This window comes from Synergistaceae bacterium (assembly GCA_012521675.1).
Taxonomy (GTDB): domain Bacteria; phylum Synergistota; class Synergistia; order Synergistales; family Aminobacteriaceae; genus JAAYLU01.
Window position 1 is genome coordinate 25,649 of sequence record JAAYLU010000025.1, and the last position, 24,492, is coordinate 50,140.

Below are 24,492 nucleotides of genomic sequence, written 5' to 3' on the forward strand. Positions count from 1 at the left end.
GACCTGGCTCTTTCACCGGGTGTATCGTTATATGTGAAAGGGGGCCGGTCGCTATATATGAGAACTACGTCGGCATAGTAGCCGAGTACAACCCGCTGCACAACGGACACGCGCACCACATAAACCGCGCCAGGGAGCTGGCAGGAGCAGACGGAGCTGTCGTCGCCATCCTCTCCTCCTACTTCACGCAGAGAGGCGAACCGGCGCTGCTGAGCCCGTGGGACCGGGCCGAGAGCGCTCTCTCGGCCGGGGCCAACCTGGTGCTTGGCCTGCCCGCCTTCTTTTCATGCCACAACGCCGGAGTTTTCGCGTCCGGCGCTGTGGACACTCTGGCGGCGACCGGTGTCGTTGGTTCGCTGTCCTTCGGGATGGAAGATCCGGATTTTGACGTCTCGTCACTCATCGATATTCTAGTCCACGAGCCCGTAACTTTCAAGGATACTCTGAAAAAACATCTGAATTCTGGTTTTTCCTACGTGAAAGCCAGGGCGAAGGCGCTTGGCACCATCGACCCGGCCTATGAAAGGGTCGTTTCCTCCCCCAACAACTCTCTGGCCCTTGCGTACATGGAGCGAATCAGGAGGATGGGACACAAGTTGAACTGCTTTCCCGTGCGCAGGACGGGCGGCGGCTACCACGACCCCTCTCTTCCTTCCGAGCCGAAGGACGGTTTTTTTGCAAGTGCCACCGCCATCCGCAGGGGCATAGCGGAGAAGGGGCTTGAACACATCTCCTCCGCCGTACCGCCGGGGAGTTTGGAGGTGCTCGAGAGGTGCATGGCCGACGGGCGCTTCGTGCCCTCGACCGAGCTCTTGTGGAGGACGGTGCGCGCGCTCGTCCTCAGGACACCGGCAGCCGACCTCGCCCGATACTCCGAGATGGGCGAGGGGATGGAGAACAGGCTCTTGAAGTTTGCGGAGGACAGCAGGACCTGGGAGGAGTTCATAGGAAAGTGCGTTACCGGGAGGTACCCGAGGGGACGGGTTCAAAGACAGGCCATCCATCTCCTGCTCGGAGTGGAACACGACGACAACCGGGCACTGCAGGCGAACGGCCCGGCCTACATCCGGCCTCTGGCCGCCGACGGGGCCGGACTCGAGATACTGAGGCGAATGAGGAAGAGCGCCTCCCTGCCCGTCAGAGGCAAACTGCCGGCCGCGAGGCGGGGAGCGGAGGGGCTGCTGGCCCGAATAGAGCTTGTTGCGGCAGGAATCTGGGAGGGGCTGACCCCCTCCTTCCAGGCGGGCTCGGAGAAGAGACGATGCTTCTTCACGGCGCGAGAGTGTGAGGGAGAGGAAACCTCTCCCTGAGCCTGCGGAAGACGCCAGGAGGCACCATCTCGTGGACCGCGCCGCCGAACTGGTAGATCTCCTTGACGGCGTTGGACGACAGGTATGAATACCTGGCCTCCGTGACTATGAACAGTGTCTCGATATCGGGTGCGAGCTGCCTGTTCATAAGTGCGAGCTGGAACTCGTACTCGAAGTCCGACAGGGCCCTGAGCCCCCGTATTATTATCCTGCTCCTCTCCTGCCGAAGAAAGTCCACGAGCAGGCCCGAGAATGCCCCCACCTTGACGTTGTTCAGATGGCTCAACGCCTCCCTCGCCATGGCCTTTCTCTCCTCCACGGTGAAGGCGGCCTTCTTCTGGGGATTCAACAGGACGCTGACTATCACCTCGTCGAACAACGCCGCCGCCCTTTCCGCGATATATATATGCCCGTTTGTTATAGGATCGAATGAACCGGGATAGACTGCGCTGATAAAACCCTTCATCGATCATCGGCTCCCTTCTGCTCTGATCCGTCCTCGCGGCCGCTCGCGCTCGTCAAAAAGGAGAGAGCGCTGTCCCCGTACCTTCGGCAGTCCGTCACCAGGTAGGAGGTACCCTCCGGTATCGTCTCCCTGGCCGAGTGCTCGATCACAGCGACCCCGTCATCCTTCAGCACGCCTCCGCTCTCGGGGAAGAGCAACCCCGGCAGCTCGGCGGGCCATCCAGCCCCATAGGGCGGATCCGCGAACACTACGTCGAACAGCCTCCCCTTTCGTCTCAGAAAGGAGAGAGCCCTGCGCACATCCATCGAGAGCAGCGAGAAGGAGGGATGACCTGCGAACAGGGCCCGTATCTCCCTGGAGCGTGCAGGCAGAGTCTCGACCGCCACCACGCAATCCGCGCCCAGGTCCGCCGCCTTTTTCGCGACCCTTCCCGTGCCGGAGAAGAGATCGAGAAACGATCGGCCGCTCATGTCACCCAGTATGTTGAAAAGAGCGTTCATGACGATTCCCGATGTCGGACGGACCTCCCGGACCAGCTCTCCCCTCACGGGTTCGTCTCCCCGTCTGGTCCGGCGGAAGCGCCGCTGCAGTGCCTTTCGACGGCGGAGGCCAGCCCCCTGATGGCGCCCTTGACCGAGCCGGTCAGATAGGGGCTAGAGTAAGGGGCGACCTTCACAAGCACGTCGTCCTCCCTCTCGACCAGCATCAGGAAAAACTTCTGCTCGAACCCGCCGTCCGTGCATACGGCCTCGACCAAGTGCTCTCCTCCCTTTCCGGAGGAGTACGTTTTTTTCAACACCCAGAGGGAATCCTCCGTTTTTCCCTCGAGATTGTAAAGGCTTTTCATCAGATCCGACAGAGGGCCGCAGCCCGGAACCAAGATATGCAAATCCTCGGACCTCCCTAACCGGGGGGGCGTCTTCACGCCCTCCTCCTCTCTCTTGACAAACCTGAGACGGTACAGGCTCTTCCCCATCTCCGTCCACTTTCGCTCGTATTTCGTAGTCACCGGTCGCGGAGGGTTCTCGTCCCACTCGACTGGAAAAAAAGTGGATTCCTCCGCGAAAGAGTCCCTCACTTCGAGCGCGAACCACTCCTCGTCCGTCATCAGCTCGAAGAAGCCGTCCGCCCCCAATGCACCGGAGATCCGCGAAGGAAATCCCTCGCCGGAGAGCCTGCGCTTCGTGTGCCTCTTCTTCGGCCAGGGGCAGGGAAAGTTCATGAAGATCCCGTCGAGCGAGCCACGGGGCAAACATTCCTTAAGGAAAAACCTCGCGTCGCAGCAGACGAGAAAGACATTCTCCGTTCCCTCTTTGACAACCCGCTTCAACGCGCGCAACACGCATGAACGGGACATCTCCGCTCCCCAGAAGATGGCGTCCCGATCCTCCCTCGCAAGGTGAAGCAGGTACTCTCCGTTGCCAAAACCAAGCTCCAGAAAGACGGGTACCCCCGCACGACCCCTCGCGAGATCCAGGGGAAGAGACTCTCTCTCCGGAAGAATTATAATGCCGCTTGCGTCGATCAATTGGTCGCTCCTGTAAAACTATTATCCTCGAACAAGACGATTATAACAGTCCCTCAGGCGAATACGTCACGGCATAAAAAAACGGGGCAACTTAAGTCGCCCCGTCAGAGAGCAAGGCCGGAATGAACGGGTCATTGATGGCAAAAGTGGCTTTTTCGCGCTTTTTCTCCGAGATGCGGATTATACATAATGCAAAATCCCGTTCTTGATGTAGAATATGGTAGGGTGTCAGAGACACCCGGCGGGTTTTTCGCGCCGGACAGTTTGTGAATAATAAAACAGGTGCTGCCGCCCGGCGGCGGCAGCCCTGAAAAATCAAGAGGGGGTACATCAATGAAGAGAAACTGGAAATCGATGGACGGCAACACCGCAGCAGCGCACGTGTCATATGCGTTCACGGAGGTCGCCGCGATCTACCCGATCACGCCGTCCTCGAACATGCCCGAGGTAGTCGACGAATGGGCGGCCCGCGGCAGGAAGAACATCTTCGGCAAGCCGGTGATGGTCACGGAGCTCCAGTCGGAGGCAGGCGCGGCGGGGGCAGTCCACGGCTCCCTTTCCGCCGGATCGCTCTCGACCACCTTCACAGCGTCCCAGGGGCTGCTCCTGATGATGCCCAACATGTACAAGATCTCCGGCGAGCTTCTGCCGGGCGTCTTCGACGTTACGGCCAGGGCCGTGGCGGGGCACGCCCTCTCCATCTTCGGCGACCACAGCGACGTGATGGCGTGCAGGGGCACGGGCTTCGCCTTTCTCGCCTCCGGCAGCGTGCAGGAAGTCATGGACCTGACGGCGGTCGCGCACCTGTCGGCCATCAAGGGAAGCCTGCCCTTCGTGAACTTCTTCGACGGGTTCAGGACCTCCCACGAGATTCAGAAGATCGACGAGCTTCAGTACGAGGACTTGGCCAAGCTTGTCGACTACGAAGCGCTGGCAAAGTTTAGAGCCCGCGCGATGAACCCGGAGCGCCCCTTCCAGAAGGGCACCGCCCAGAACCCGGACATCTTCTTCCAGGCGAAGGAGGCCGCGAACAGGTTCTACACGGTCATCCCCGACATAGTCGAGCACTACATGCAGGAGATCAAGAAGCTGACCGGCAGGGAGTACCACCCGTTCAAGTACTACGGCGACCCGGAGGCAGAGAGCATCATCGTCGCCATGGGCTCGGTCTGCCAGGCGATCGAGGAGACGGTGGACTATCTGAACGCCCGCGGCGAGAGGACGGGCGTCATCGAGGTGCATTTGTACAGGCCCTTCTCCGAGAAGTTCTTCTTCAACGTGCTTCCTGCGACGGTCAGGAGAATCGCCGTGCTCGACCGCTGCAAGGAGCCCGGCGCTCTCGGCGAGCCCCTGTTCGAAGACGTCTGCGCCCTGTTCAAGGACATGGCGGACGGCCCGCTCATCGTCGGCGGACGCTACGGCCTCGGCTCGAAGGACACCACCCCGACCCATATCAAGTCGGTGTTCGACAACCTGAAGCTCTACCAGCCAAAGGACAACTTCACGATCAGCATTGTCGACGACGTGACCCACACCTCCCTGCCCGTGCAGGAGCACATAGCGGCCGCCCCGGAGGGGACGATCCGCTGCAAGTTCTGGGGCCTGGGCTCGGACGGCACGGTCGGAGCGAACAAGAACTCGATCATGATCATAGGCGACAGGACGGACATGTACGCACAGGGATACTTTGCGTACGACTCGAAGAAGTCCGGCGGAATCACGGTCTCTCACCTTCGCTTCGGCGACAAGCCGATCAAGTCGACCTACCTCATCGACATGGCCGACTTTATCGCCTGCCACAAGCAGGAGTACGTCAACCTCTACGACGTGCTGAGCGGCCTTAAGAAGGGCGGATCCTTCCTCCTTAACACCCAGTGGACGACCGTCGAGGAGCTTGAGAAGCACCTTCCCTCCAAGATGAGAAGGGCGCTGGCCAACGACGAGATACAGTTCTACGTCCTCAACGGGACGGACATAGCGGAGGAGATCGGCCTCGGCAACAGGATAAACATGATCATGCAGGCGGCGTTCTTCAAGCTGGCCAATGTCATCCCCATCGACGACGCGGTCAAGTACATGAAGGAGGCCATAGAGGATACCTACGGACGCTACGGCGAGAAGGTCGTGAAGATGAACTTCAAGGCCGTGGACGAGGGGATCAACGCCCTCAAGAAGATCGACGTGCCTGCGGAGTGGGCGAACGCGACCACGGAACCGGAGCTCCTCTCCGGCCTGTCGGGCGAGATACCCTGCTTCGTAAAGGATGTGTGCATGGAGATCAACGCCCAGCGCGGAGACTCCCTCCCCGTCAGCGCCTTCCTCGGAAAAGAGGATGGGCACTTCCCGTCGGGCACCGCTGCCTACGAGAAGCGCGGAGTCGCGGTCAACGTCCCGGAGTGGAAGGCGGACAAGTGCATCCAGTGCAACCAGTGCTCGATGGTCTGCCCGCACGCCGCTATCCGTCCATTCCTGCTGAACGAGCAGGAGGTGTCGGCCGCCCCCGATGGATTCGGCGCGGTCGATGTCAAGGGGAAGGAGTTCCCCGGTTACAAGTACAAGATGCAGGTGGACGTCCTCGACTGCCTCGCCTGCGGCAACTGCGCGGACATCTGCCCGACGAGCGCGCTGGAGATGAAGCCGCTGGCATCGCAGGAGCACGAGATCCCCAACTGGAACTACGCCATAGAGAACATCTCGGACAAGTCCGGCGAGACGAATATCTTCACCGTCAAGGGAAGCCAGTTCTCTCAGCCTCTGATGGAGTTCTCCGGCGCTTGCGCGGGATGCGGCGAGACGCCGTACGTGAAGCTTGTCACCCAGCTCTTCGGCGACCGGATGCTGGTCGCCAACGCAACCGGCTGCTCCTCCATCTGGGGAGGGTCTGCGCCCAACATGCCGTACACGGTCAACGCCAAGGGGCACGGCCCCGCATGGGCCAACTCGCTGTTCGAGGACAACGCCGAGTACGGTTACGGGATGAAACTCTCCATTAACGCCACGATGCAGTACATAGAGGATGCCATGAAGGATTTGCTGGCCCTCGACATCCCCGAGGATATGAAGGCTGTTTTCACCGAGTGGCTCGAGTCCAAGGATAACGGCGAGAAGTCCAAGGTGGCGGCTGAGAAGGTCATGTCCGTGCTCGACAGGGACATCGGCCCCGAGGGGAATAAACTGCTCTGCGAGATCGCCTGCCGCAAGGACTACCTCGTGAAGAAGTCCGTCTGGATCTTCGGCGGCGACGGATGGGCGTACGACATCGGCTTCGGCGGGCTCGACCACGTGCTCGCCTCCGGGGAGGACATCAACGTCCTCGTGCTGGACACGGAGGTCTACTCGAACACCGGAGGACAGTCGTCCAAGGCGACTCAGACAGCGGCAATCGCGAAGTTCGCCGCGTCCGGAAAGAAGGTCAAGAAGAAGGACCTTGGCCGCATTGCCATGACCTACGGCTACGTCTACGTGGCGCAGGTCGGCATGGGCGCGGACAAGAACCAGCTCATGAGGGCGCTCAAGGAGGCCGAGGCATACAAGGGACCGTCCCTGGTCATCGCGTACGCCCCCTGCATCGCCCACGGTATCAGCGCCGGGATGGGCAAGACCCAGGATCAGACCAAGAAGGCGGTTGAGGCCGGCTACTGGCACCTGTACAGGTACAACCCCGAGCTGGCGGACGAGGGCAAGAACCCGTTCATCCTCGACTCGAAGGAGCCGAAGGCGGACTTCAAGGAGTACCTGATGAGCGAGGTTCGCTACGCCTCCCTGAAGAAGGAGTTCCCGGAGACGGCGGACGAGCTCTTCGATAAGGCCACAAGGGACGCGAAGGAACGGTACGAGATCTACAAGCAGCTCGCCGAGATGGGCAAGGAGCCCGTGAAGGCGGAGGCATAGCACAGTACTGCATTGCTGAAAAAGGAGAGGGGGAATTCCCCCTCTCCTTTTTTTCGTCTTTCTCCTTGACGGCGGGCGGTTCTGTCCGGTATAATTCATCCATAATCGGGACGTAGCGCAGTCTGGTAGCGTACCTGCATGGGGTGCAGGTGGTCGGAGGTTCGAATCCTCTCGTCCCGACCAGGATGTAAAAGCGGGGGCATACCCCGCTTTTTTTATTCGGGAGTGGACAATGAAGAACCCTTTCCAAGCCAAAAAGAGCCTCGGGCAGAACTTCCTCGTGGACAAGAACATACTGCGCCATATAGTGGACAGGGCGGCTATCTCCAAGGACGACGTCGTGCTGGAAGTCGGTGCCGGGCAGGGAGCGCTGACCCGGGCGCTGGCATCGTCCGGTTGCTCTTATCTTCACTCGGTGGAGATAGATCGAAGGCTGGCGCCCTTTCTTGAGGACATACCCGCCGCTCATCCGGGGAGGGTCTCCATGATATGGGGGGACGCGCTCGCACTTGACTACTCGTCCCTATCCCCTCGTCCCTCGAAGGTCGTGGCAAACATCCCGTACAACATCACCACCCCGCTGGTCTGGAGGTTCCTGGAGCAGCTTTCGCCCTTAGGGACCGACTACTTTCTGCTGATGGTCCAGAGGGAGGCGGCCGAGCGAATGGTCGCTCCGCCGCGTACCAAGGCGAGGTTCCCCCTCGGGATAACGCTGGAGCTGATGGGCGGCACGTCGATCATCAGGACCGTCTCCCCCAGGTCGTTCAGGCCGGTTCCGTCGGTCCTATCGGCGCTGATCGAGGTCGTCCTCACCGGCATTCATGCCGACCTTCCAAACGACCCTCTCTGGAGGTCGCTCCTGCGGGCGGGCTTCTCCCACAGGAGGAAAAAGCTGGCGAACAACCTGTCGGTTCTCCATCCGGCGAGGGACTGGGACAACCTGCTGGGTCAGGCGAAAATAGCCCCGAACGCCCGAGCCGAGGAGTTGACATGCGACCAGTGGATCGAGCTGTGGAGATTGGCCGCCGAGATCAAGTAAGGCCTCCATCCGGAACTTTCGGATAGAGGCCTGAAGAAAAACGTGATCCAAAAAGGCTGGTATTATTCCACCCTGTCCTTCAGCGCCTTGCCGGGACGGAAAACGGGGACTGTCTTCGCAGGTATCTTGATAACTTTCTTCGGGTCCTGCGGATTGCGCCCCTCGCGCGCTGCCCGCTGGCGGACCTCGAAAGTACCGAAACCCACGAGCTGCACCTTTTCCTTCCTCTCAAGGGCACCCTCAATCGCTCCGAAGACAGCCGCCACTGCCGCGGCCGACTCCTTCTTGTTCAATCCCGTAGCCTTGGCTACCTCCGCTATGAGCTCTACCTTGGTCACCTTGCACAGCCTCCTCTTGATGAATTTTGTCCGTTCAACCTCAGCTTTATTCGTTGCCAACCGCTTTAAGCCCCTGCCGACGGTCTATATTTACCAGCATTTCCAGTCTTGGTCAAGCGAAATCTTCATTTTTCATCCCTGTTGCGCCAAAAAATGCGTATCGGCGAGCCGGAAAACTCATTCAAGCCCCTTAATTCCTTCTCAATGTGGTTTTCAAACGACCTTGACACCAGGTTCGAGTCGTTCACGAAAAAGACGAAGGAGGGGGGGGTCGTCCCAGCCTGGGTGCAGTAGTATATCCTCAGCACCCTTCCCCTTCGGTCCACGGGAAGGGAGTCGAATGCGAGCACGTCCCTTACAAGGCGGTTCAGGGGCGTTGTGCCTATTCTTCTCCTCCTGTTCTCCGCCACTCGTACGATCGCATCCGGGAGCCTTTTCATCCCCCTGCCCGTCAAAGCGGAGACGAACAAGAGCGGCGCATGCCGCAGGAAAACCATCTCGTCCTTGAATCGCTTCCTCATGGAATCGCCCAGCTTATTATCGCCTCCGAGGAGGTCCCACTTGTTCAGCACCAGCACTATTCCCTTGCCCCGCTCGATCACGCGGGAGGCCAGTTTTTTATCCTGGTCGGTGAAGGGCTCGTTCGCGTCCATGACGAGGATGGCCACGTCGCTCCTGTCCACCGCCTGAAGGGCCCTGACGAAGGAGTAGTATTCTATGTCCCCGTCCATCCTGCTTTTTCTCCTCATCCCGGCGGTGTCGATGAAATTGAAGGTGATGCCATCGATCTCGACCATCGTGTCCAATGCATCGCGGGTGGTGCCCGGTATGTCGCTGACGAGCGCCCTCTCCTCCTTCGCCAGGTAGTTTACCAGGCTTGACTTCCCGACGTTGGGGCGACCGACAATGGCGACCCCTATCGCATCCTCGTCCGCGGGCGGCTCCTCGATGTCGGAGAGTTTGGAGACGATGAGATCTCTCAGGTCGTATATGTAGCGCTTATGCTCCGCGCTTACACCTATGACCTCACCAAACCCCAGGGAATAAGCCTGGAAGACCAGGTCCTCGTGGATCCCGTCATCGATTTTATTGGCCACTACGATCACGGGCTTCCCGGAGCGACGAAGCATGTCGGCGACATCCTCGTCCATCCACGTCGGCCCTTCCTTGCCGTCGATCACGAAGAGCACGAGGTCGCTCTCGCTTATTGCGACCTTGATCTGTCTTCTCATACCCTGCACAAATTCGTTTTCGTCCCTGGCCAAAAAGCCGCCCGTGTCCACGACGAAGAACTTTTTGTCCCGCCATTCGGCCTCGCCGTACAGCCTGTCCCTCGTCACTCCCGGCATATCGTCGACAATGGCCTCTCGCCGCCCCAGAAGACGGTTGAAGAGCGACGATTTTCCCACGTTCGGCCTTCCCACTATAGAAACAACAGGCATTCTCCATTCCTCCCGGTGAAGCTCAATCTGTCCAGACGATTATCTCCGGGAAGCCTCCCCTGGAGCGTCTTATCGAAAAAAAAGGCTCTAGAGCCCTGCGAACCGCCGAGACGGAGGACGACGCAACCCATAGGACGAGCGGCGGGTCGCCGGGGTCCATCGGGGCCAGCCCGGCCTCCCCCATGCTGGCAAGCAGCTCGGATTTCTGAGATTCGCCCCTCGCCCTTATCTCCACCAGGCATGAGAAGGGCGGCAGTCCGAGTTCCCGCCGTTCGGAGAGCTCCTGCCTCCAGAATACGTCCCATCCAAGCGCTATTCCTCTCTGCCAGCCGACACCCGGCCTCCTGCTCTGGAGAAGCACCGTCCTCTCCCCTGCACCCCTGCCCCTCCATATCGACTCCCATACCATGGAGAATGCGGTGAACCTGGCCTGGTACGCCGTGCTCCTGGCCTCCGCGTCGACGTCCAGCCAGGCGACGAAGCCGATCTCCAACAGGTCGCACAAGGAGAGGGCCGCCCGTGTGCCGAGCGCTATCCCGCCGGAAGAGAGGAGGTCGGAGATCTCCTTCAGTTTCCTCTTTCCCGCCGACTTCAGCTCGTCCAGCAATAGCGCCGGCTGTTTCCGGTTCGCCAAGCTCTTTGCCACCGAGTGGACGGCCTCAAGCCCCGGACGCTTGCCGCAGAGCAGGCGTCCTCTGCACTCCGGGCACTCTTCCGGCATCGGGGCGAGCGAACCGCACGAAGGGCAACGAGTGCGATCGCGCTGCTCCTCCCGGACTACCGAGGCACCGCACTCCCCGCAGCGCACCGATCCGCCGCACTCCTCGCACGCTATCTCCCCCGCGAAGCCCTTTCTGTCTAGAAGCCAGAGGGCGACCCTTCCCGAGGCAAGGCACGATTCCGTTCCAGTGAGGAGCGCGCTCGTGAGCGGCAGGGTGTCGCTTAAACCTCGAATTGAGGCGTCGAAGGCTTCTTTTACGTCGACGAATCGAAGCCTGCTTCTGTCGGGCCTATCTGTCGACCTGGGTTTTCCATGCAGAAAGGCCCTAGACGACGGCACTCTACCGGAGAGAAGCAGGTTCGCCGACTCGAGCCTGGCCCTCTTGCCCGCGAGGGTCCTGACGTTTACCCTCGGCCTCGCGTAGGAGCGGTAAGAACCGCTACTCTCCTCGTCGACGATTATCGCGTCCACCCTCCCAAGAGGGGCGAACAGGGCACCGGGGCCGCCGACGACGCCGCGCACCTCGCCGTTTCGCGCTGCCATCCACGCTGCTAACTGCCTCTTGCCGCCCTGTGACGGCCAAAGAAGAGCCACCTCTCTTACCTCGCCCGGAAGGTTGTCCCAGAACTCCCTCGCCAGTCCCTGCTCCGGAAAGAGGATGATAAAATTACCGCTGCGCTTGATCAGCTCGACATACCTGAGCCATCTATCCTCCCGACGGCAAGAGTATTGAAAGGTCTCCCCGCCTTCGGCTTTTCTATCGCAAGGGGATGGCGGCGCAAGGTTCAGCTTCTCGGCCGAGGCGAACAGAACGGACGGTGCGCCGATTCGTATGAGCTCGCCTGCTCCGCACAGAAAGGCCCCGCCTCCCCATTCAAACAGCTCCGCAAGGCCCTCCGGGAAGAGCGGAGCTTCGTCCAGCACGGCCCTTACAGACTTGAGGGCGAAGGTATCGTCCCTGTTGAGACTCCCGGCGCCCCTGATGATCCCGATACGCTCTCCTCGCCCCAAGGGGACAACCACCCTCGACCCGATCTCCACGGGAGAGTTCGCTTCGTAAGTCAGGCCATGCCACCAGGGTCCGGGGACTGTCACCTCATAATAGGGCATGAAGGGCCTTCAGCCGAGAGTTATCGTGTTCCAAATCTCCTCCGCGACGTCCTCCTTTGACCCGGTGAAGACAGAGGAGGCACCGTCCGCCCCGAGTATGCGCACGGTGTTCGTGTCTACCCCGAAGCCGGACCGGGGATCGGTTATGTCGTTGGCGACGATGTAATCCAGTTTCTTCCTCCCCATCTTACCGACGGCATTCTGGACGATGTCGTGGCTCTCTGCGGCGAAGCCGACCAGCACCTGTCCCGGTCTCTTCGTGGCTCCGAGGGCAGCGGCTATGTCCGTGTTCTGGACGAGGTCGATGGTCGTCGTCTCACGGTCGCCCCTCTTGATCTTCTCGTCCGCGAACGAGGCGGGACGAAAATCCCCTACGGCGGCGGCCTTGACTATGTAGTCCGCGTCTCCGGATCGGGTCATGACCACCTCCCTCATCTCCTCGGCCGAGACGACCTTTACGACGTCAAGGCCGGCCAGGTTCGTCAACGAGGACGGACCCAACACGAGGGTCACCTCGGCGCCCCTGTACCACGCCGCCCTGGCGACCGCCAGTCCCATCTTCCCGGAGCTGGGGTTGCCGATGAAGCGCACGGGATCGAGGTACTCGTGGGTCGGCCCGGCTGTTACGAGGACCCGCTTTCCAGCGAGATCGTCATGCGGACAGAGAATCCGCCAGGTCTCCTCCATTATCACTTCCGTGGCGGGCAGGCGACCCTTGCCCTCGTACCCGCAGGCCAGCGGGCCGGCGTCCGGGTCCAGAATGAAGAGGCCTCTCTCCTTCAGGGTCTCGATGTTGGTCGACGTGGCGGCGTTGGCGAGCATGTCCACGTTCATCGCCGGGCAGAGCAGTACCGGGGCGCGCGTCGCAAGGATCAGCGAGCCTAGCAGCTCCTTTCCCCTGCCCTGGGCGGTGTTGGCAAGAGTCTCGGCGGTACAGGGGGCGACGACCACTATCTCGGCCCAATCAGCAAGCGAGATGTGGGGTATCCTCCAGCCGTGGTCGTCGGACAGAAAATCCCTTCCGCACCAGGCGCGCCTGCCGGCGAGGGTCGAAAGGGTCAGAGGGCTGACGAACCTCTCTCCTCCCTCGGTGAGAACGACCTCGACCTCGCACTCCGCCTTCGTCAGAGCCCTGACGATCTCGGGCGCCTTGTAGGCGGAGATGCCTCCGGCAATACCGAGGACCGCCCGTCTATTCCTCTTCCACCCGGGCATCTTCCTCGGCCTCGAGCTTTTCTTCCTCAGCCGGACAGTTCGGCCTTCCCTGGTAGAACTCCTCCAAGGCTGTGGAGATGAACTTTTCGTTCTCCTCCTCGAGAGTCCGCCCCTTCTGCTCGCTTAAAGCCCGCGCCCTGGCCGCCACAGCCACGGTCAGGACGTATTTATTGTCTATCCCCTGCTTTTCTCCAAGGGAATCCAAGTCGTACAGCTTCATGATCCCACTCCTCCTTGTTGCTTTTCGTCATTCCCGTACGTAGAAATAATGCCCTTTAGCTCCCTTGCCGCCCTTTCGACGCAGTCATTGACGATGACGTAGTCGTAGAGAGGAAGCTGTTCCATCTCCCGTCTCGCATTGCAGAGGCGCAGCTTGAGAAGATCCTCGGTCTCGGTTCCCCTGTCGCGGAGCCTCTTCTCCAGCTCCTCGAAGGACGGGGGTGTCACAAACAGGAGCACACTCTCCGGCATGCTCTCCCTGACCTGCAACGCCCCCTGCACATCTATTTCGAGCAGGATATCCTCTCCCGACTCAAGCACTCGGTTCACGTCCTCCCTCAGGGTTCCATAGTACTCTCCGTGGACGACCGCATGCTCCAGAAAGTCCCCTATCCTCAGCCTGTCAAGGAAGTCCTCCTTCGAGATGAACCGGTAGTCAACTCCTTCTCTCTCGCCCTCTCTCGGCGGCCTGGTGGTACAAGAGACCGAGAAGGTTATCCCCTCGGCCCCCTCGAACATGATTTTCCTCAGGGTGCCCTTGCCGGCGCCGCTCGGCCCCGAGAGCACGAAGAGCCTACCCCTCTGTTTTCCTGACATCTTCGCTTTCGCCTTCATACCTGTTGACGATGGTCTCCGGCTGAATAGCCGAGAGAATCACGTGGTTGCTGTCGGTTATAAGTATCGCCCTGGTCTTTCTTCCCTGGGTCGCGTCGATCAGCCTGCCCTCCGTCCTCGCCTCTTCCTTCAGGCGTTTGATCGGGGCGGACGTGGGGTGCACTATGCCCACTATGCGTTCGGCCACTATCATGTTGCCAAATCCTATGTGAACCAGGCGTCCGGCCATGATCATCACTCCACGTTCTGGACTTGTTCCCTTATCTTCTCGAGGATGGCTTTTGCCTCCACCACCATCCATCGGAGTTCCGCGTCCGCAATTTTGGAACCTATCGTGTTTACCTCCCTGTTCATCTCCTGCAGGAGAAAATCGAGCTTTCTCCCCTCCGACTCCTTGCCGTTCAGTATGGTCTTGAACTGACCGAGATGGCTCTTTGCCCTAACAAACTCTTCGGATATATCCCACTTGTCGGAGAGTATGACTATCTCCTGCGCGATGCGGTTCTGATCGACGTCAAGGGAGACGCCTTCCAGCAAGGAGGCGATCCTGGCCCTGGTCTCGTTCATGACCTCCTCTTTTTTGGCCGTCCATGCCGTCTCGAGAGAGTCCACCAAGTCTCCCAAGGAAGCCAGGTATTCCTCAATGGCAGCAAGCAAATTCGCCCCTTCGACCTCTCTCATTTCCAATAGGTTCACGACAGCCCTGTCTAGGAGTTCCTCCATCGCCGTCCTTATCATCTCCTCCAAGCGGTCCGACCGGGAGGGAGAATCGAACACTCCGGGCAGAGTCAACAGGGAATCCAGCGAGGGAGGAGCACTATTCCCCAAGGTCGCCGCGAGCTCCGAGAGCTGTTCGTGGTAATTTGAGAGCAGCTCGGTGTCCAAAGAGGCCGTCCTGTACTGGGCAGCCCAGTGCAGCTCCACGGTGCAGCGCATCTTCCCCCTGCCGGTTCCCTGCCTTAGCCTGTTTGTCACAACCGGCTCGAAGGAGGCCAACTCCCTGGGGAGCCGCGGAGATATCTCCTGGTAACGGTGATTGACGGAGGAAAGCTCCAGGATCATCGTTCCCCAGTCGTAGACGCCTGACTCCCTGGTAAAGCCGGTCATGCTGCGTATCATGCAGGTTCTCCCTCCGTATTGTCCAACATTCGAGCGAGCGCCCTCCGAAGCTCCGGCAATCCCCTTTTGTCGAGAGTGCAAACGCCGAACACCTGGTTTTCTCCAACCCCAAGGCGGGCCATGGCGGCGCTCAAATCATCCTTGGAGACCAAGTCCATCTTGTTCAAGACAAAGAGTCGCGGCGTATCGCCCGCCCCGATCTCGTACAGAGTCTGCTCCACTACGTCCCTGACCTCGAGGAAGTCGGGCGCGGAGACGTCTATGACTATCAGCAACAGGTCGGAGCCAGTAATCTCCTCCAGGGTCGTCCTGAAGGCGGCCACGAGTCCCGGGGGCAGATCCCTGATGAAACCCACCGTGTCCGACACGAGGACGTTCCTGCCCGACGACAGAAAGACCGAGCGAATGAATGTGTCGAGAGTGGTGAATAGCCTGTCCTCGACGATGAGCGAAGAGTCGCCGCTCAACGCCCTCAGGAGCGATGACTTTCCGCTGTTGGTGTATCCGACGAGGGAGACAACGGGCGCTCGCATCTTTCTCCTCCTGGCCCTTTGAAGCTCCCTTTTTCGCTTCAGGGTCCGGAGTTTTTTTCCGATGTCCCTGATCCTGCGTTCAAGCCTTCTTCGATGGATCTCGAACTCCGTCTCGCCGGGGCCTCTCGTGCCTATGCCTCCGCCGAGGCGCGACATCTGGACCCCCAGCCCCTTCAGATGGGGTATCTCGTATCTGCAGAGGGCCATCTCGACCTGCAGCTTGGCCTCGGACGTCCGTGCTCGCTTCTCGAAGATCTTCATGATCACGAAAGGGCGATCCCACACTTCTATTCCCACGACCGACTGAAGATTGCTCTTCTGTCCGGGGCTGAGGCTTTCGTTGCACACTAGCAGGTCCGCGCCTGTCTCCCGGCAGAAAAGCGCCGCCTCTTCAACTTTTCCCTTGCCCAAAAGGAACGCCGGGTCGGGCTTTCCCCTTTTCTGGACCACCGTACCGACGGTGGCGATGCCGAGGTTTTCCAGGAGCAGGGAGAGTTCTTCCATGAGGAGCGTTGGGGAGAAGTTTTGCCCGGGCAGCTCTATGGCAGCCAGGACCGCCTTTTTCATGAAATCTCTTTCTCCGCCGGCGACCGGCGGCCGCCCAAAGAGGCGAAGGAATCGTCGAGATCCTTCAACAGGGAGTCCCTGCCCTCTTTTCCAAGAGGGGCATACTTCGACGAGTCGATCGCATCCCCGAAGACAATTGACAGGCGCAACGGCTTCACCCAATTTCTTCCCGGCGGCATGGCCTCGAAGGCACCGGAGATCATCGCCGGCACGACCGGGGCCCCCGACTTAAGAGCGATCAAGGCCACTCCTCCCTCCAGAGGCTGTAGATTTCCGTCGGTAGAACGGCCTCCCTCGGGGAAGATAAGCACGTTCTCGCCGCTTTCAAGGAGCTTCAGGAAGGTGCGAAGAGCGGCACCGGCCCTCTGGCTGTCGCTTTTGCTCACTGGTATCGCACCGAGCGCGCGGATCGCGCCACCGAATAGAAAAGGTTTGAAGAGCTCCTCCTTTGCAAGGTAGCGGAGGCGACGAGGGAAAACCGCGCCCATTATCACGGGATCCAGGTTGCTGGTGTGATTGGCGGCCACGATGACGTTTCGCCCCGGGAGAGCGGAGGTCCATTTTATTGAAAGGCGATTGTAGACCTTCAGGCATATGAAGAAAAATCGTCTGACAAGAAAGTAGAAGACCCTGTTGTAGAGCGTCATCTTGACGAGGCTCTCCTCTTGCTCTCCAATACTATTGAGGCGAGAGCGTCGACCGCCTCGATTATCGTCAGTCCATCCGTGTCGAGTACGACGGCCCCCTCGGCCTTGCGGAGGGGAGCGACCGAGCGCTCGCTGTCAATCCTGTCTCGCGACCTTATGGAATCCAGCACCTCTTCGTAGGACGCCGACTCCCCTCGCTCGGTCAGTTCGAGCTGCCGACGCTTGGCGCGCACCTCGTCGGAGGCGGTGAGAAAGACCTTCACATCCGCATCGGGGAAGACCACTGTTCCCATGTCTCGCCCGTCGGCTACCAGCTCGCCCCTCTCGCCCTGCTCTCGTTGGATCGAAAGAAGCCGCCTCCGCAGGGACGGAAGGGAGGCGTAGGATGAGACGATGGAGTCGACCAGCGGCGTACGAATCAGTTCGCGGACGTCCTCTCCGTTCACCAGGAGCGAGTCCTGCTCAACTGTCAGAGATATCTCCCCGAGGGCCTTCTCCATCTCCCCTCCCTCTTCCGGAGGGATGTTTTTAGAGTGCAGATGGTAGGCGAGGGCCCTGTACAGGGCCCCGGTATCCAGATAGCGCATGCCAAGCTTTTTCGCGACGTTTTTCGCAAGTGTGCTCTTGCCCGCCCCGGCAGGCCCGTCGATCGCCACCACGAAAGAGCCTTTGCTCATCTAAAGGCTTCCTCCATCTCGGAGAGCTCCTCCTCCGCCTGGGCGACGAAGTCGACAAGGTCTGACATAAGCGTCTCGTAGTCCTCTATGCCGAGGCGCTCCAAGCTCTCGGGAAAGAGGTAGCTCTGCAGTCCGTCCGCCCCTATGCCCACGCCCAGCATCAGGCAGAGGGAGTTCGCCAGGTGCACTACGTCGACCAGGTCCTGGTATTCCGGCTCGTCCAGGTCGTTAGGAGCATGATGATAGGCGACGGCGTACTTGAAGGCCTCCGGAAGGCCCCACTTCTCCACCAGCATCGAGCCCACGAGGGCGTGGTCAAACCCCAGCACCTGCACCTCCGCCTCAAGGAAGGGCATCTGCTGCTCCTCTACCATCTTGGTTATGATCCCGTAGCCGAATCGCACGTAGTCGTTGAGGACGACCTTGCCCACGTCGTGCAGCAGGCCGCCCACGTACGCCTCCTCGGGCAGGCTTCTCCTGGTCAGCTGCGAGATGTACCTCGCCGAGTACGCCACGGACAGGGAGTGACGCCACAGGACTCCCCGGTCGAGGGCATAGCCTGCGAGCGGCTTGTCCATGACCGAGTAGACCGAGGCGGCGAGGACGATGCTGCTGATATTCTTGTATCCAAGGAGTGCTATAGCCTCCGTGATGCTGGAGATATCGCGTGAGATCCCGTAGGCCGCGGAGTTGGCAAGCTTCAACGTACGTATGACCAGCCCCTCGTCCCTGGAGAGACTCGCCGCCACGTCCTGGGCGCTGCTGTCCGGATCGTTCAGCTTGCGCATGGTCTCCACGACGAACTGCGGAAACGACCTTATCTCCTTTATCTTGCCGAGGATGCGGTTTTTGATCAGCTCTCGTGTACGTTCGTCAATTCCTTCCATCTTCCGTCCTCCTCCGTGCCTCAGACAAATCCACCGTTACGGATGGCGCGCCAAAGCGCCCCGCGAGACATCTCTACGAATCGGCCAGGTTGCAGATCCCTCAACACCATTTTACCAATTCTTCTGCGAATCAGCACGTCCACATCGCAACCAATTTCGGCCACCATTCGACGGACCTCTCGCTTCAACCCCTCGGCCAGGACTATCGAGAGCCATCTCCCCCGGGGCTCCCTGTCGAGCAGAAGGGCGTTGACCGGTCTGACAAGACGTCCGTCCAGCACCGTCCCGGACATGAACCTGCGAACCTCCTTGCGGGTTATGTCGCGATCGACCCGCACCTCGTACTCGCGCAGTATTCGTTTGGACGGATGCATCACATCGTGCGCGAACAGCCCGTCGTTGGTGAGGATCAAGAGCCCTTGGCTGTCCCTGTCCAGCCTTCCCACCGGGAAGAGCCGCACCTCTTCGAACTCCTGCGGCAATATGCTCAGAACCGTCGGGCTCCACTCGTCGCTGACGGCGCAAACGACCCCCGGGGGTTTGTTGACGACCAAGTACCGGCTCTCCTGCTCGGAGACCGTTCTGTCGTCGACCCTGACCTCCATCCCCGGCATGACGCGGTATCCCGGCAGGATGACCACCTTTCCGTCGATTCGAACACGGCCTTCCTTGATAAGCTCCTCCACCTTGCGCCGAGACCCGAGGCCGCACGAGGCCAGGAAGCGGTTCAGTCGGACTCCGTCAGCCATGTGGCCCCCGAAGAATGCGGCGCTTCGCGCGGCACCAGCTCGTCCAGTTCCTCCAGCGTCGGCAGCTCGGATATGGACGAAAGACCGAACGTCTCGAGGAACCTCTCGGTCGTCCTGTAAAGCAGCGGAGAGCCGGTTCCTCTCCTCCTCCCCGCGATCCGGATCATACCATGGGCCAGGAGGGTCTCGATCACCCTCTCGCACCGGACGCCCCGGATATCTTCGACCTCTCCGCGGGTCACAGGTTGATTATAAGCTATCACCGCCAGAGTCTCCACCGCCGCCTTGCTCAAGCGTATTTTTTGTATCGTCGCCGTATCCCTGAAAGAGCCTACTATCTCCGCGACATCCTCCGATGACGCCATCCGCCATCCGCCGGACACCTTAAGGATCGTGATTCCGTGCCCGTGACGCAGCAGCAGGTCGCGAAGTTCGTCGATTTCACGCCTGATCCGCGCCGGGGAAACCGACAACAGCTCGGAAAGAGCATCAGTCGAGACTGGCGCGGACGACACGAAAAGCACCGCCTCTATACCCTTTGCAACTGTCGAAAGAGAATCAGATCCCGACGACGACGACATCGCCGAACAAGTCCCTCTGAGTCATCCTGATGCGCCCGACCCTGCTCATCTCCAGGAGAGCGATGAGGGTCAGCACAAGGTTCTGTATCGACATGTTCTCGCCCAAGATGGACGACAGACTCGAATGGCCGTGGTCCGCAAGCTTCGACATGATATCGGACATTTTTATATCGACCTGCTCCTCTTTGGGCAAAGAGGTCGGCACACCATCCCATTCATCAAGATCAAGTTCCACAAGGGCCGCCGGTGAACGAGCGGCTCTCGCGGCATCCTCCAGGCTCCACCAGAGCCTGCAGAGGGCGTACAGATCTCCAAGGTATTGGGCATTATCCTCTCCCTCGTCCGGATTCTCCCTTAAAAAAACTCTGTCCCTGCTCTCCTTCATCCCTGCAAGTTCCACAGCCGCCATCCTGTACGGGCGATACCTGGACAGCCTCTCGAGCACATCCTCCGCGGAGGGGTCCTCCGGGACCGCGACCTCCTCGGCGGCCTCGCGACCGGGCATCAGGAAGCGAATCTTGTTCAACACCAAGGTCGCGGCCATGAGCATGAAGTCGAATACGACCGAGAGGGAGACCTTGCCGGTGTTTGCGAGGTAGCCCCCGTAGATGAGCACCACCTGCCTCACGGAGATTTGCGAGGCCTCGAGCTCCCTGCTCTCCACCAGCCAGCAGAGGGCGTCGAAAGGGCCGGAGAAGCCCTCCACCTCCGCCTCGAACTCGGCCAGCTCGCCCATCCGTTCGTCCAACTCTATCCTCTTCTGTAAAGGCCTATTGCGGCCACGACCTCCTCCATGGTCCTCGCGGCCGTCTCCTCCGCCCTCTTCGCCCCTTCGGAGAGTATATCAAGGAGCAGTTCAGGTTTGCTCTCGAACCGGGCGCGCCTCTCCCTTATCGGCCCCATCACCCTCTCGACGTGCGCCAGGAGCTTCCTCTTGCAGTCCACACACCCTATGCCCGCCGTCCGGCAGCCTTTGGCGATCTCGGCCTTCTCCTCCTCGTCGTTGTTGAAGACCTTGTGGATGTCCCAGACCGGGCATTTTTCAGGCTCCCCCGGATCGACTAGCCTCTCCCTCGCGGGGTCGGTGATCATGGTGCGCAATTTCTCCCAGATTGCCTCGGGAGGGTCGGAGATGTATATGGAGTTGTCCAGGGACTTGCTCATCTTTCGCCCGTCCGTCCCGGGCACCTTGGGAGTCGGGGTGAGCATTATCTGCGGCTCCGGAAGAATCGCCCCGTAGAAGGAGTTGAACCTCCTGGCCATCTCCCTCGTCAGCTCGAGGTGGGCGCTCTGGTCCTCCCCGACGGGGACCACTTCGGCCTTGTAGAGGAGTATGTCCCCCGCCATCAGCACCGGGTAGCCGAGGAAGGCGTAGGTGCTCAGGTCCTTGTTCTGAAGGTTGAGGATCTGCTCCTTGTAGGTGGGGCACCTGTACAGCCAGCCCAGCGGAGCGACCATCGAGAGGGCCAGGTGAAGCTCCGCGTGCTGGGGCACGTGCGACTGGACGAAGATCGTGCACTTCTCGTGGTCAAGGCCGGCGCCGAGCCAGTCCAGCAGGACCTCCCTGCAGTTGTCCGCCATCGCGGAGGTATCCGCGTAATCGGACATTAGAGCGTGCCAGTCGACTATGCAGTAAAAGCAGTTGTAATCGTCCTGAAGTTTTATCCAGTTGGTCAAAGCCCCTGCAAGATGCCCCAGGTGGAGCTTCCCCGTGGGCCTCATTCCGCTGAAGACTCGTTTTTTATTGGTCAATCCAAATCACCCCATATGAAAGGATAGCTTCTCCCCGAACACAGACTATATCATAGAAAACGCGCGCTCGGGCGCGTCCAGCAACACCGCCTCGATACCGGATGAGCGCGAGACGACATGGGCCAGCTCCTTCATGGAGAAGTTCTCCATCTCTCCGTGGTCGGCCAGGAGGAGTCCCATGCCGGCGTCAAGGGCGTCGAGCCTGTCATGGTACTTCATGTCGGCGGTGAAGTACATGTTCGCCCCGGAAGCCCTTGCAGAGCTCCATAGCGAGCCTCCCGAGCCGCCGCACAGGGCCAGCAGGCCTTGAGTTCCGGCCGGCTTCCCGTGGACCTCCAGCCGGGACAACCCAAGAGCTCTCTTGATCGACAGCCCCAGATCGTCCATCGGTGCGTCCTGCGGCAACTCGCCTATGGCGCCGATGCCCCACGAGCCGGAGGTATCCGTCGACGGGATGAGGGGCCGCACTTCTCTCAGATCCAGGGCTTCCGCTATGACTGCGTTCACACCACGCGGGGATACGTCCCAGTTGGTGTGGAGGGCGAAGAGAGAGAGGCGACGCCTTATGGCGAATGCTATCCTGGCGCCTGCACCCTCCGAACAGTCCAAGCGCTTTATCGGGCTCAAGAGCAGGGGATGATGAGTGACCAGTACCGAGCAGCCGGCATCCACGGCCGACCGCATGGCCTCGAGGGAGGGGTCCAGGGCTACTGCCACTCCCGTTACCCGGTCATCCGCGTCCCCGAGGAGGAGACCGACGTTATCCCAATCCTCGGCCCAAGAATAAGGAACCGCATCGTTCAGAATGCGGTCGAGATCAGCTACCTTCAGCACAATTCTCTCCTATTGACCGAGCTTTAATCAAAGACCTCGGGATTCACGAGGTCTGCCGGGCGTCGTCCGTCGAGGGCGGCGAGCAGGTTTTCCGCGGCCTTCCGCGCCATGGCCTCCCTGGTCCTCACAGTGGCGCTTCCCAGGTGAGGAAGGGTCGTGACGTTCTTCAAGGTCAGAAGGGGTTCATCAAGAGGAACCGGCTCCACGTCGAAGACGTCCAGCCCGGCACCTGCGATCCACCCCTCGGAGCAGGCCTTGAAAAGCGCCCCCTGGTCCACCACGGGACCTCGCGAGGTGTTTATCACGAAGGCGGTCTTCTTCATCGCGCGGAGCGCCCTCTCGTCGATCAGCCCCCTGGTCTCGTCGCTGAGCGGGCAGTGCAGCGAGATGAAGTCGCTCTCCGCCAGAAGCTCCTCGAAGGATACCCTTCTTGCACCGAGCTCTCGCTCCGCTTCCTCCCTCGAGGAGCGGTTCACGTACAGGATCTTCATTCCGAAGCCCCTGCCCCTACGGGCGACCGCCTGGCCGATCTTCCCCATCCCGACTATGCCCAGCGTTGCGCCCGAGACATCTGCGCCGAGCAGGAGATCGGGCTTCCAGGTGACCCAGTCGCCCGAGCGCAAGAACTCGTTGGCCTCTACCACCCTGCGGGCACTGGCCAGGAGAAGAGTGAAGGCGATATCTGCGGTGGCGTCCGTGAGCACGTCGGGAGTGTTCGTAACGATGATCTTTCGCTCCGTGGCGGCGGGGACGTCGATATTGTCGAAACCTACGGCGTAGTTGCTGACGACCCTGAGCCGGGGGCAGGCGGTTAACAGCTCCTCGTCGATTCGATCCGACAGGGTGGCCAGAAGCCCCTCCGCGTCGGCGCTCTTCTCCATGAGGACAGCTCTGTCGACTGGCCCGTCACCCTCCCAGACCTCGTAGTCCACCCGGCCTGCAAGCAGGCTCATGCCCGTCTCTTGGACCCTGCGGGCTACATATACCTTAGGAAGAGACATAGACGCACCCCCTGTCTATTCTAAGGACAATGGCGGTCACTCCTCCATTATCTCCTTCTCCTTGCCCTTCAGGACCTCGTCTACCATCTTGATCAACTCGTCCGTTATATCCTGCACTTCCTTGCTCAATCTCTTCAGGTCGTCCTCGCTTATCTCGGAGTCCTTCTCCATTTTCTTCAGGACGTCGTTGGAGTCCCTGCGGATGTTCCTTATCGCCACCCGTCCCTCCTCGGCATACTTCCCGACGAGCTTCGTCAGCTCCACCCGCCTATCCCTGGTGAGCTCCGGAAGGTTGACCCGAATGATCTCGCCGTCGCTCTGGGGAGTAACCCCCAGGGAGGAGGCCAGGATGGCCTTTTCTATGAGTTTGAGGGCGCTTCGGTCGAAGGGGGCGATGGCTATCTGTCTCCCCTCCGGAACCGTGATCGTGGCGACCTGCTTGACGGGCGTCGGTGCACCGTAGTAGTCGACCTTGATGTCACTGACCAGCCCCGGATGGGCTCGCCCTGTCCTGATCGCAAGAAACTCGTTCTTCAGATGATCGACGACCTTCTCCATTTTCCCTTTCATTTCTTTAAGCTCTGATTTTGGCATGCCGGGTTTCCTCCTTCGTAACAGATTCCCCCGGACGGGGGCATATTTCAGACTTCCTGCGCATCCTGTCCGGACACGACCGTGCCTATGTCCTTGTCCGATATCAGGAACTCCTTCAAGTTCCCCTTTTGAAGTATGTTCATCACGACGATGGGGATGCTGTTCTCCATGCATAGAGAGAACGCAGCCGCGTCCATGACCTCGATCCTCCGCCGGAGAGCCTCCATGTACGTGAGCCTGTGCAGCAGGACGGCCTCGGGATGCTTGTTTGGGTCCGCACTATATATACCATCTACCTTCGTAGCTTTCAACAGACAGTCGGCCTCCATCTCCGCAGCACGGAGAGCGGCCGCCGTATCAGTTGAAAAATAGGGAGACCCGGTGCCCGCCGCGAAGATGACGATCCTGTCCTTCTCGAGGTGTCGCAGGGCCCTTCGGCGTATGTAAGGCTCGGCCATCTGGCGCATCTCTATCGCGGTCTGAACCCTCGTGGGAATTCCGTACTTTTCCAGGACGTCCTGGAGGCAGAGGGCGTTCATCACGGTGGCCAACATGCCCATATAGTCCGCCTGGGAGCGCTCGACGCCCAAGGCCTCGAGCTCCCTTCCCCTCAGCATGTTCCCGCCGCCGACGACCATTGCGACCTGCACCCCTGCC

General features: G+C 60.2%; 26 protein-coding genes and 1 tRNA gene. 4 read left to right on the forward strand and 23 right to left on the reverse strand.

Annotation, left to right across the window (positions count from 1 at the left end):
* Positions 1–23 precede the first annotated feature (23 nt).
* Positions 24–1,310, forward strand: coding sequence for a nucleotidyltransferase family protein (locus GX181_02990; GenBank protein NLM70915.1), 1,287 nt, complete (start codon positions 24–26; stop codon positions 1,308–1,310).
* Here GX181_02990 and coaD read toward each other — a convergent pair.
* Genes coaD through trmB form a run of 3 tightly spaced genes read right to left on the reverse strand, consistent with a single transcriptional unit; the run spans position 1,270 to position 3,304 of the window.
* Positions 1,270–1,776, reverse strand: a complete 507-nt coding sequence (gene coaD, locus GX181_02995) for a pantetheine-phosphate adenylyltransferase (GenBank protein ID NLM70916.1) — start codon at positions 1,774–1,776, stop codon at positions 1,270–1,272. The two genes, GX181_02990 and coaD, sit on opposite strands and share 41 nt — an antisense overlap.
* Complete coding sequence (locus tag GX181_03000) at positions 1,773–2,276, reverse strand: DNA methyltransferase (protein ID NLM70917.1); 504 nt, start codon at positions 2,274–2,276, stop codon at positions 1,773–1,775. Before GX181_03000 ends, coaD begins: the two co-directional genes overlap by 4 nt.
* 44 nt (positions 2,277–2,320) lie before the next feature.
* Positions 2,321–3,304, reverse strand: coding sequence for a tRNA (guanosine(46)-N7)-methyltransferase TrmB (gene trmB, locus GX181_03005; protein ID NLM70918.1), 984 nt, complete (start codon positions 3,302–3,304; stop codon positions 2,321–2,323).
* A gap of 333 nt (positions 3,305–3,637) precedes the next feature.
* Here trmB and nifJ point away from each other — a divergent pair, with 333 nt between their 5' ends.
* The 3 genes from nifJ to rsmA all read left to right on the forward strand — a co-directional run bounded on the left by nifJ (position 3,638) and on the right by rsmA (position 8,234).
* Positions 3,638–7,195 (forward strand): pyruvate:ferredoxin (flavodoxin) oxidoreductase, encoded by a 3,558-nt coding sequence (gene nifJ, locus GX181_03010; protein ID NLM70919.1) that lies wholly within the window; start codon positions 3,638–3,640, stop codon positions 7,193–7,195.
* A 106-nt stretch (positions 7,196–7,301) separates the two neighbouring features.
* Positions 7,302–7,378 (forward strand) — tRNA-Pro (locus tag GX181_03015).
* Positions 7,379–7,427: 49 nt separating this feature from the next.
* Positions 7,428–8,234 (forward strand): ribosomal RNA small subunit methyltransferase A, encoded by an 807-nt coding sequence (gene rsmA, locus GX181_03020; GenBank protein NLM70920.1) that lies wholly within the window; start codon positions 7,428–7,430, stop codon positions 8,232–8,234.
* Positions 8,235–8,296: 62 nt separating this feature from the next.
* On the opposite strand, the gene GX181_03025 is transcribed toward rsmA, so the two are convergent.
* The 20 genes from GX181_03025 to GX181_03120 all read right to left on the reverse strand — a co-directional run.
* Positions 8,297–8,572: an HU family DNA-binding protein gene (locus tag GX181_03025; GenBank protein ID NLM70921.1), complete on the reverse strand. Its 276-nt coding sequence runs from the start codon at positions 8,570–8,572 to the stop codon at positions 8,297–8,299.
* A gap of 125 nt (positions 8,573–8,697) precedes the next feature.
* A complete protein-coding gene (locus tag GX181_03030; protein NLM70922.1) occupies positions 8,698–10,014 on the reverse strand; it encodes a ribosome biogenesis GTPase Der in 1,317 nt (438 codons plus the stop codon).
* 22 nt (positions 10,015–10,036) lie between these two features.
* Positions 10,037–11,845, reverse strand: a complete 1,809-nt coding sequence (locus tag GX181_03035) for a prephenate dehydrogenase (protein ID NLM70923.1) — start codon at positions 11,843–11,845, stop codon at positions 10,037–10,039.
* Positions 11,846–11,854: 9 nt separating this feature from the next.
* Positions 11,855–13,060: a bifunctional phosphopantothenoylcysteine decarboxylase/phosphopantothenate--cysteine ligase CoaBC gene (gene coaBC, locus GX181_03040; GenBank protein ID NLM70924.1), complete on the reverse strand. Its 1,206-nt coding sequence runs from the start codon at positions 13,058–13,060 to the stop codon at positions 11,855–11,857.
* Positions 13,038–13,280, reverse strand: a complete 243-nt coding sequence (locus GX181_03045) for a DNA-directed RNA polymerase subunit omega (GenBank protein NLM70925.1) — start codon at positions 13,278–13,280, stop codon at positions 13,038–13,040. Before GX181_03045 ends, coaBC begins: the two co-directional genes overlap by 23 nt.
* A complete protein-coding gene (gene gmk, locus GX181_03050; GenBank protein NLM70926.1) occupies positions 13,277–13,876 on the reverse strand; it encodes a guanylate kinase in 600 nt (199 codons plus the stop codon). Before gmk ends, GX181_03045 begins: the two co-directional genes overlap by 4 nt.
* Entirely contained in the window at positions 13,854–14,123 is a 270-nt protein-coding gene (locus GX181_03055) for a DUF370 domain-containing protein (protein ID NLM70927.1), read from the reverse strand. Before GX181_03055 ends, gmk begins: the two co-directional genes overlap by 23 nt.
* A 5-nt stretch (positions 14,124–14,128) precedes the next feature.
* The gene (locus GX181_03060) at positions 14,129–15,013 is read right to left on the reverse strand and encodes a YicC family protein (protein NLM70928.1); all 885 of its coding nucleotides are present in this window, start codon (positions 15,011–15,013) and stop codon (positions 14,129–14,131) included.
* Entirely contained in the window at positions 15,010–16,113 is a 1,104-nt protein-coding gene (gene hflX / locus GX181_03065) for a GTPase HflX (protein NLM70929.1), read from the reverse strand. The genes GX181_03060 and hflX overlap by 4 nt, the downstream gene beginning before the upstream one ends.
* Positions 16,110–16,760, reverse strand: a complete 651-nt coding sequence (locus GX181_03070; GenBank protein ID NLM70930.1) for a 1-acyl-sn-glycerol-3-phosphate acyltransferase — start codon at positions 16,758–16,760, stop codon at positions 16,110–16,112. Before GX181_03070 ends, hflX begins: the two co-directional genes overlap by 4 nt.
* Positions 16,757–17,437, reverse strand: a complete 681-nt coding sequence (locus GX181_03075) for a (d)CMP kinase (protein NLM70931.1) — start codon at positions 17,435–17,437, stop codon at positions 16,757–16,759. Before GX181_03075 ends, GX181_03070 begins: the two co-directional genes overlap by 4 nt.
* Complete coding sequence (locus tag GX181_03080) at positions 17,434–18,324, reverse strand: HDOD domain-containing protein (GenBank protein NLM70932.1); 891 nt, start codon at positions 18,322–18,324, stop codon at positions 17,434–17,436. The genes GX181_03075 and GX181_03080 overlap by 4 nt, the downstream gene beginning before the upstream one ends.
* Positions 18,325–18,344: 20 nt before the next feature.
* On the reverse strand, positions 18,345–19,073 hold the full coding sequence (locus tag GX181_03085; GenBank protein NLM70933.1) for an rRNA pseudouridine synthase: 729 nt from the start codon (positions 19,071–19,073) through the stop codon (positions 18,345–18,347).
* Entirely contained in the window at positions 19,052–19,654 is a 603-nt protein-coding gene (scpB, locus tag GX181_03090; protein ID NLM70934.1) for an SMC-Scp complex subunit ScpB, read from the reverse strand. The genes GX181_03085 and scpB overlap by 22 nt, the downstream gene beginning before the upstream one ends.
* Positions 19,632–20,402, reverse strand: coding sequence for a segregation/condensation protein A (locus GX181_03095; protein NLM70935.1), 771 nt, complete (start codon positions 20,400–20,402; stop codon positions 19,632–19,634). Before GX181_03095 ends, scpB begins: the two co-directional genes overlap by 23 nt.
* Positions 20,403–20,404: 2 nt before the next feature.
* Complete coding sequence (trpS, locus tag GX181_03100) at positions 20,405–21,406, reverse strand: tryptophan--tRNA ligase (GenBank protein ID NLM70936.1); 1,002 nt, start codon at positions 21,404–21,406, stop codon at positions 20,405–20,407.
* 45 nt (positions 21,407–21,451) lie between these two features.
* Entirely contained in the window at positions 21,452–22,240 is a 789-nt protein-coding gene (locus GX181_03105; protein NLM70937.1) for a Nif3-like dinuclear metal center hexameric protein, read from the reverse strand.
* 23 nt (positions 22,241–22,263) lie between these two features.
* The gene (locus GX181_03110; GenBank protein NLM70938.1) at positions 22,264–23,241 is read right to left on the reverse strand and encodes a D-glycerate dehydrogenase; all 978 of its coding nucleotides are present in this window, start codon (positions 23,239–23,241) and stop codon (positions 22,264–22,266) included.
* A 36-nt stretch (positions 23,242–23,277) separates the two neighbouring features.
* Entirely contained in the window at positions 23,278–23,835 is a 558-nt protein-coding gene (gene frr, locus GX181_03115) for a ribosome recycling factor (protein NLM70939.1), read from the reverse strand.
* A gap of 47 nt (positions 23,836–23,882) precedes the next feature.
* Positions 23,883–24,492, reverse strand: a 610-nt coding sequence (locus tag GX181_03120) for a UMP kinase (protein NLM70940.1), incomplete at its 5' end; no start/stop codon positions are given.

What these genes read in the sequence shown, in the direction of transcription:
- coaD (NLM70916.1), bottom strand. Translation starts at nt 1,776, where the DNA reads ATGAAGGGTTTTATCAGCGCAGTCTATCCCGGTTCATTCGATCCTATA.
- GX181_03000 (NLM70917.1), bottom strand. Translation starts at nt 2,276, where the DNA reads ATGAACGCTCTTTTCAACATACTGGGTGACATGAGCGGCCGATCGTTT.
- nifJ (NLM70919.1), top strand. Translation starts at nt 3,638, where the DNA reads ATGAAGAGAAACTGGAAATCGATGGACGGCAACACCGCAGCAGCGCAC.
- rsmA (NLM70920.1), top strand. Translation starts at nt 7,428, where the DNA reads ATGAAGAACCCTTTCCAAGCCAAAAAGAGCCTCGGGCAGAACTTCCTC.
- GX181_03030 (NLM70922.1), bottom strand. Translation starts at nt 10,014, where the DNA reads ATGCCTGTTGTTTCTATAGTGGGAAGGCCGAACGTGGGAAAATCGTCG.
- GX181_03035 (NLM70923.1), bottom strand. Translation starts at nt 11,845, where the DNA reads ATGCCCTATTATGAGGTGACAGTCCCCGGACCCTGGTGGCATGGCCTG.
- coaBC (NLM70924.1), bottom strand. Translation starts at nt 13,060, where the DNA reads ATGCCCGGGTGGAAGAGGAATAGACGGGCGGTCCTCGGTATTGCCGGA.
- GX181_03045 (NLM70925.1), bottom strand. Translation starts at nt 13,280, where the DNA reads ATGAAGCTGTACGACTTGGATTCCCTTGGAGAAAAGCAGGGGATAGAC.
- gmk (NLM70926.1), bottom strand. Translation starts at nt 13,876, where the DNA reads ATGTCAGGAAAACAGAGGGGTAGGCTCTTCGTGCTCTCGGGGCCGAGC.
- GX181_03055 (NLM70927.1), bottom strand. Translation starts at nt 14,123, where the DNA reads ATGGCCGGACGCCTGGTTCACATAGGATTTGGCAACATGATAGTGGCC.
- GX181_03060 (NLM70928.1), bottom strand. Translation starts at nt 15,013, where the DNA reads ATGATACGCAGCATGACCGGCTTTACCAGGGAGTCAGGCGTCTACGAC.
- hflX (NLM70929.1), bottom strand. Translation starts at nt 16,113, where the DNA reads ATGAAAAAGGCGGTCCTGGCTGCCATAGAGCTGCCCGGGCAAAACTTC.
- GX181_03070 (NLM70930.1), bottom strand. Translation starts at nt 16,760, where the DNA reads ATGACGCTCTACAACAGGGTCTTCTACTTTCTTGTCAGACGATTTTTC.
- GX181_03075 (NLM70931.1), bottom strand. Translation starts at nt 17,437, where the DNA reads ATGAGCAAAGGCTCTTTCGTGGTGGCGATCGACGGGCCTGCCGGGGCG.
- GX181_03080 (NLM70932.1), bottom strand. Translation starts at nt 18,324, where the DNA reads ATGGAAGGAATTGACGAACGTACACGAGAGCTGATCAAAAACCGCATC.
- GX181_03085 (NLM70933.1), bottom strand. Translation starts at nt 19,073, where the DNA reads ATGGCTGACGGAGTCCGACTGAACCGCTTCCTGGCCTCGTGCGGCCTC.
- scpB (NLM70934.1), bottom strand. Translation starts at nt 19,654, where the DNA reads ATGTCGTCGTCGTCGGGATCTGATTCTCTTTCGACAGTTGCAAAGGGT.
- GX181_03110 (NLM70938.1), bottom strand. Translation starts at nt 23,241, where the DNA reads ATGTCTCTTCCTAAGGTATATGTAGCCCGCAGGGTCCAAGAGACGGGC.
- frr (NLM70939.1), bottom strand. Translation starts at nt 23,835, where the DNA reads ATGCCAAAATCAGAGCTTAAAGAAATGAAAGGGAAAATGGAGAAGGTC.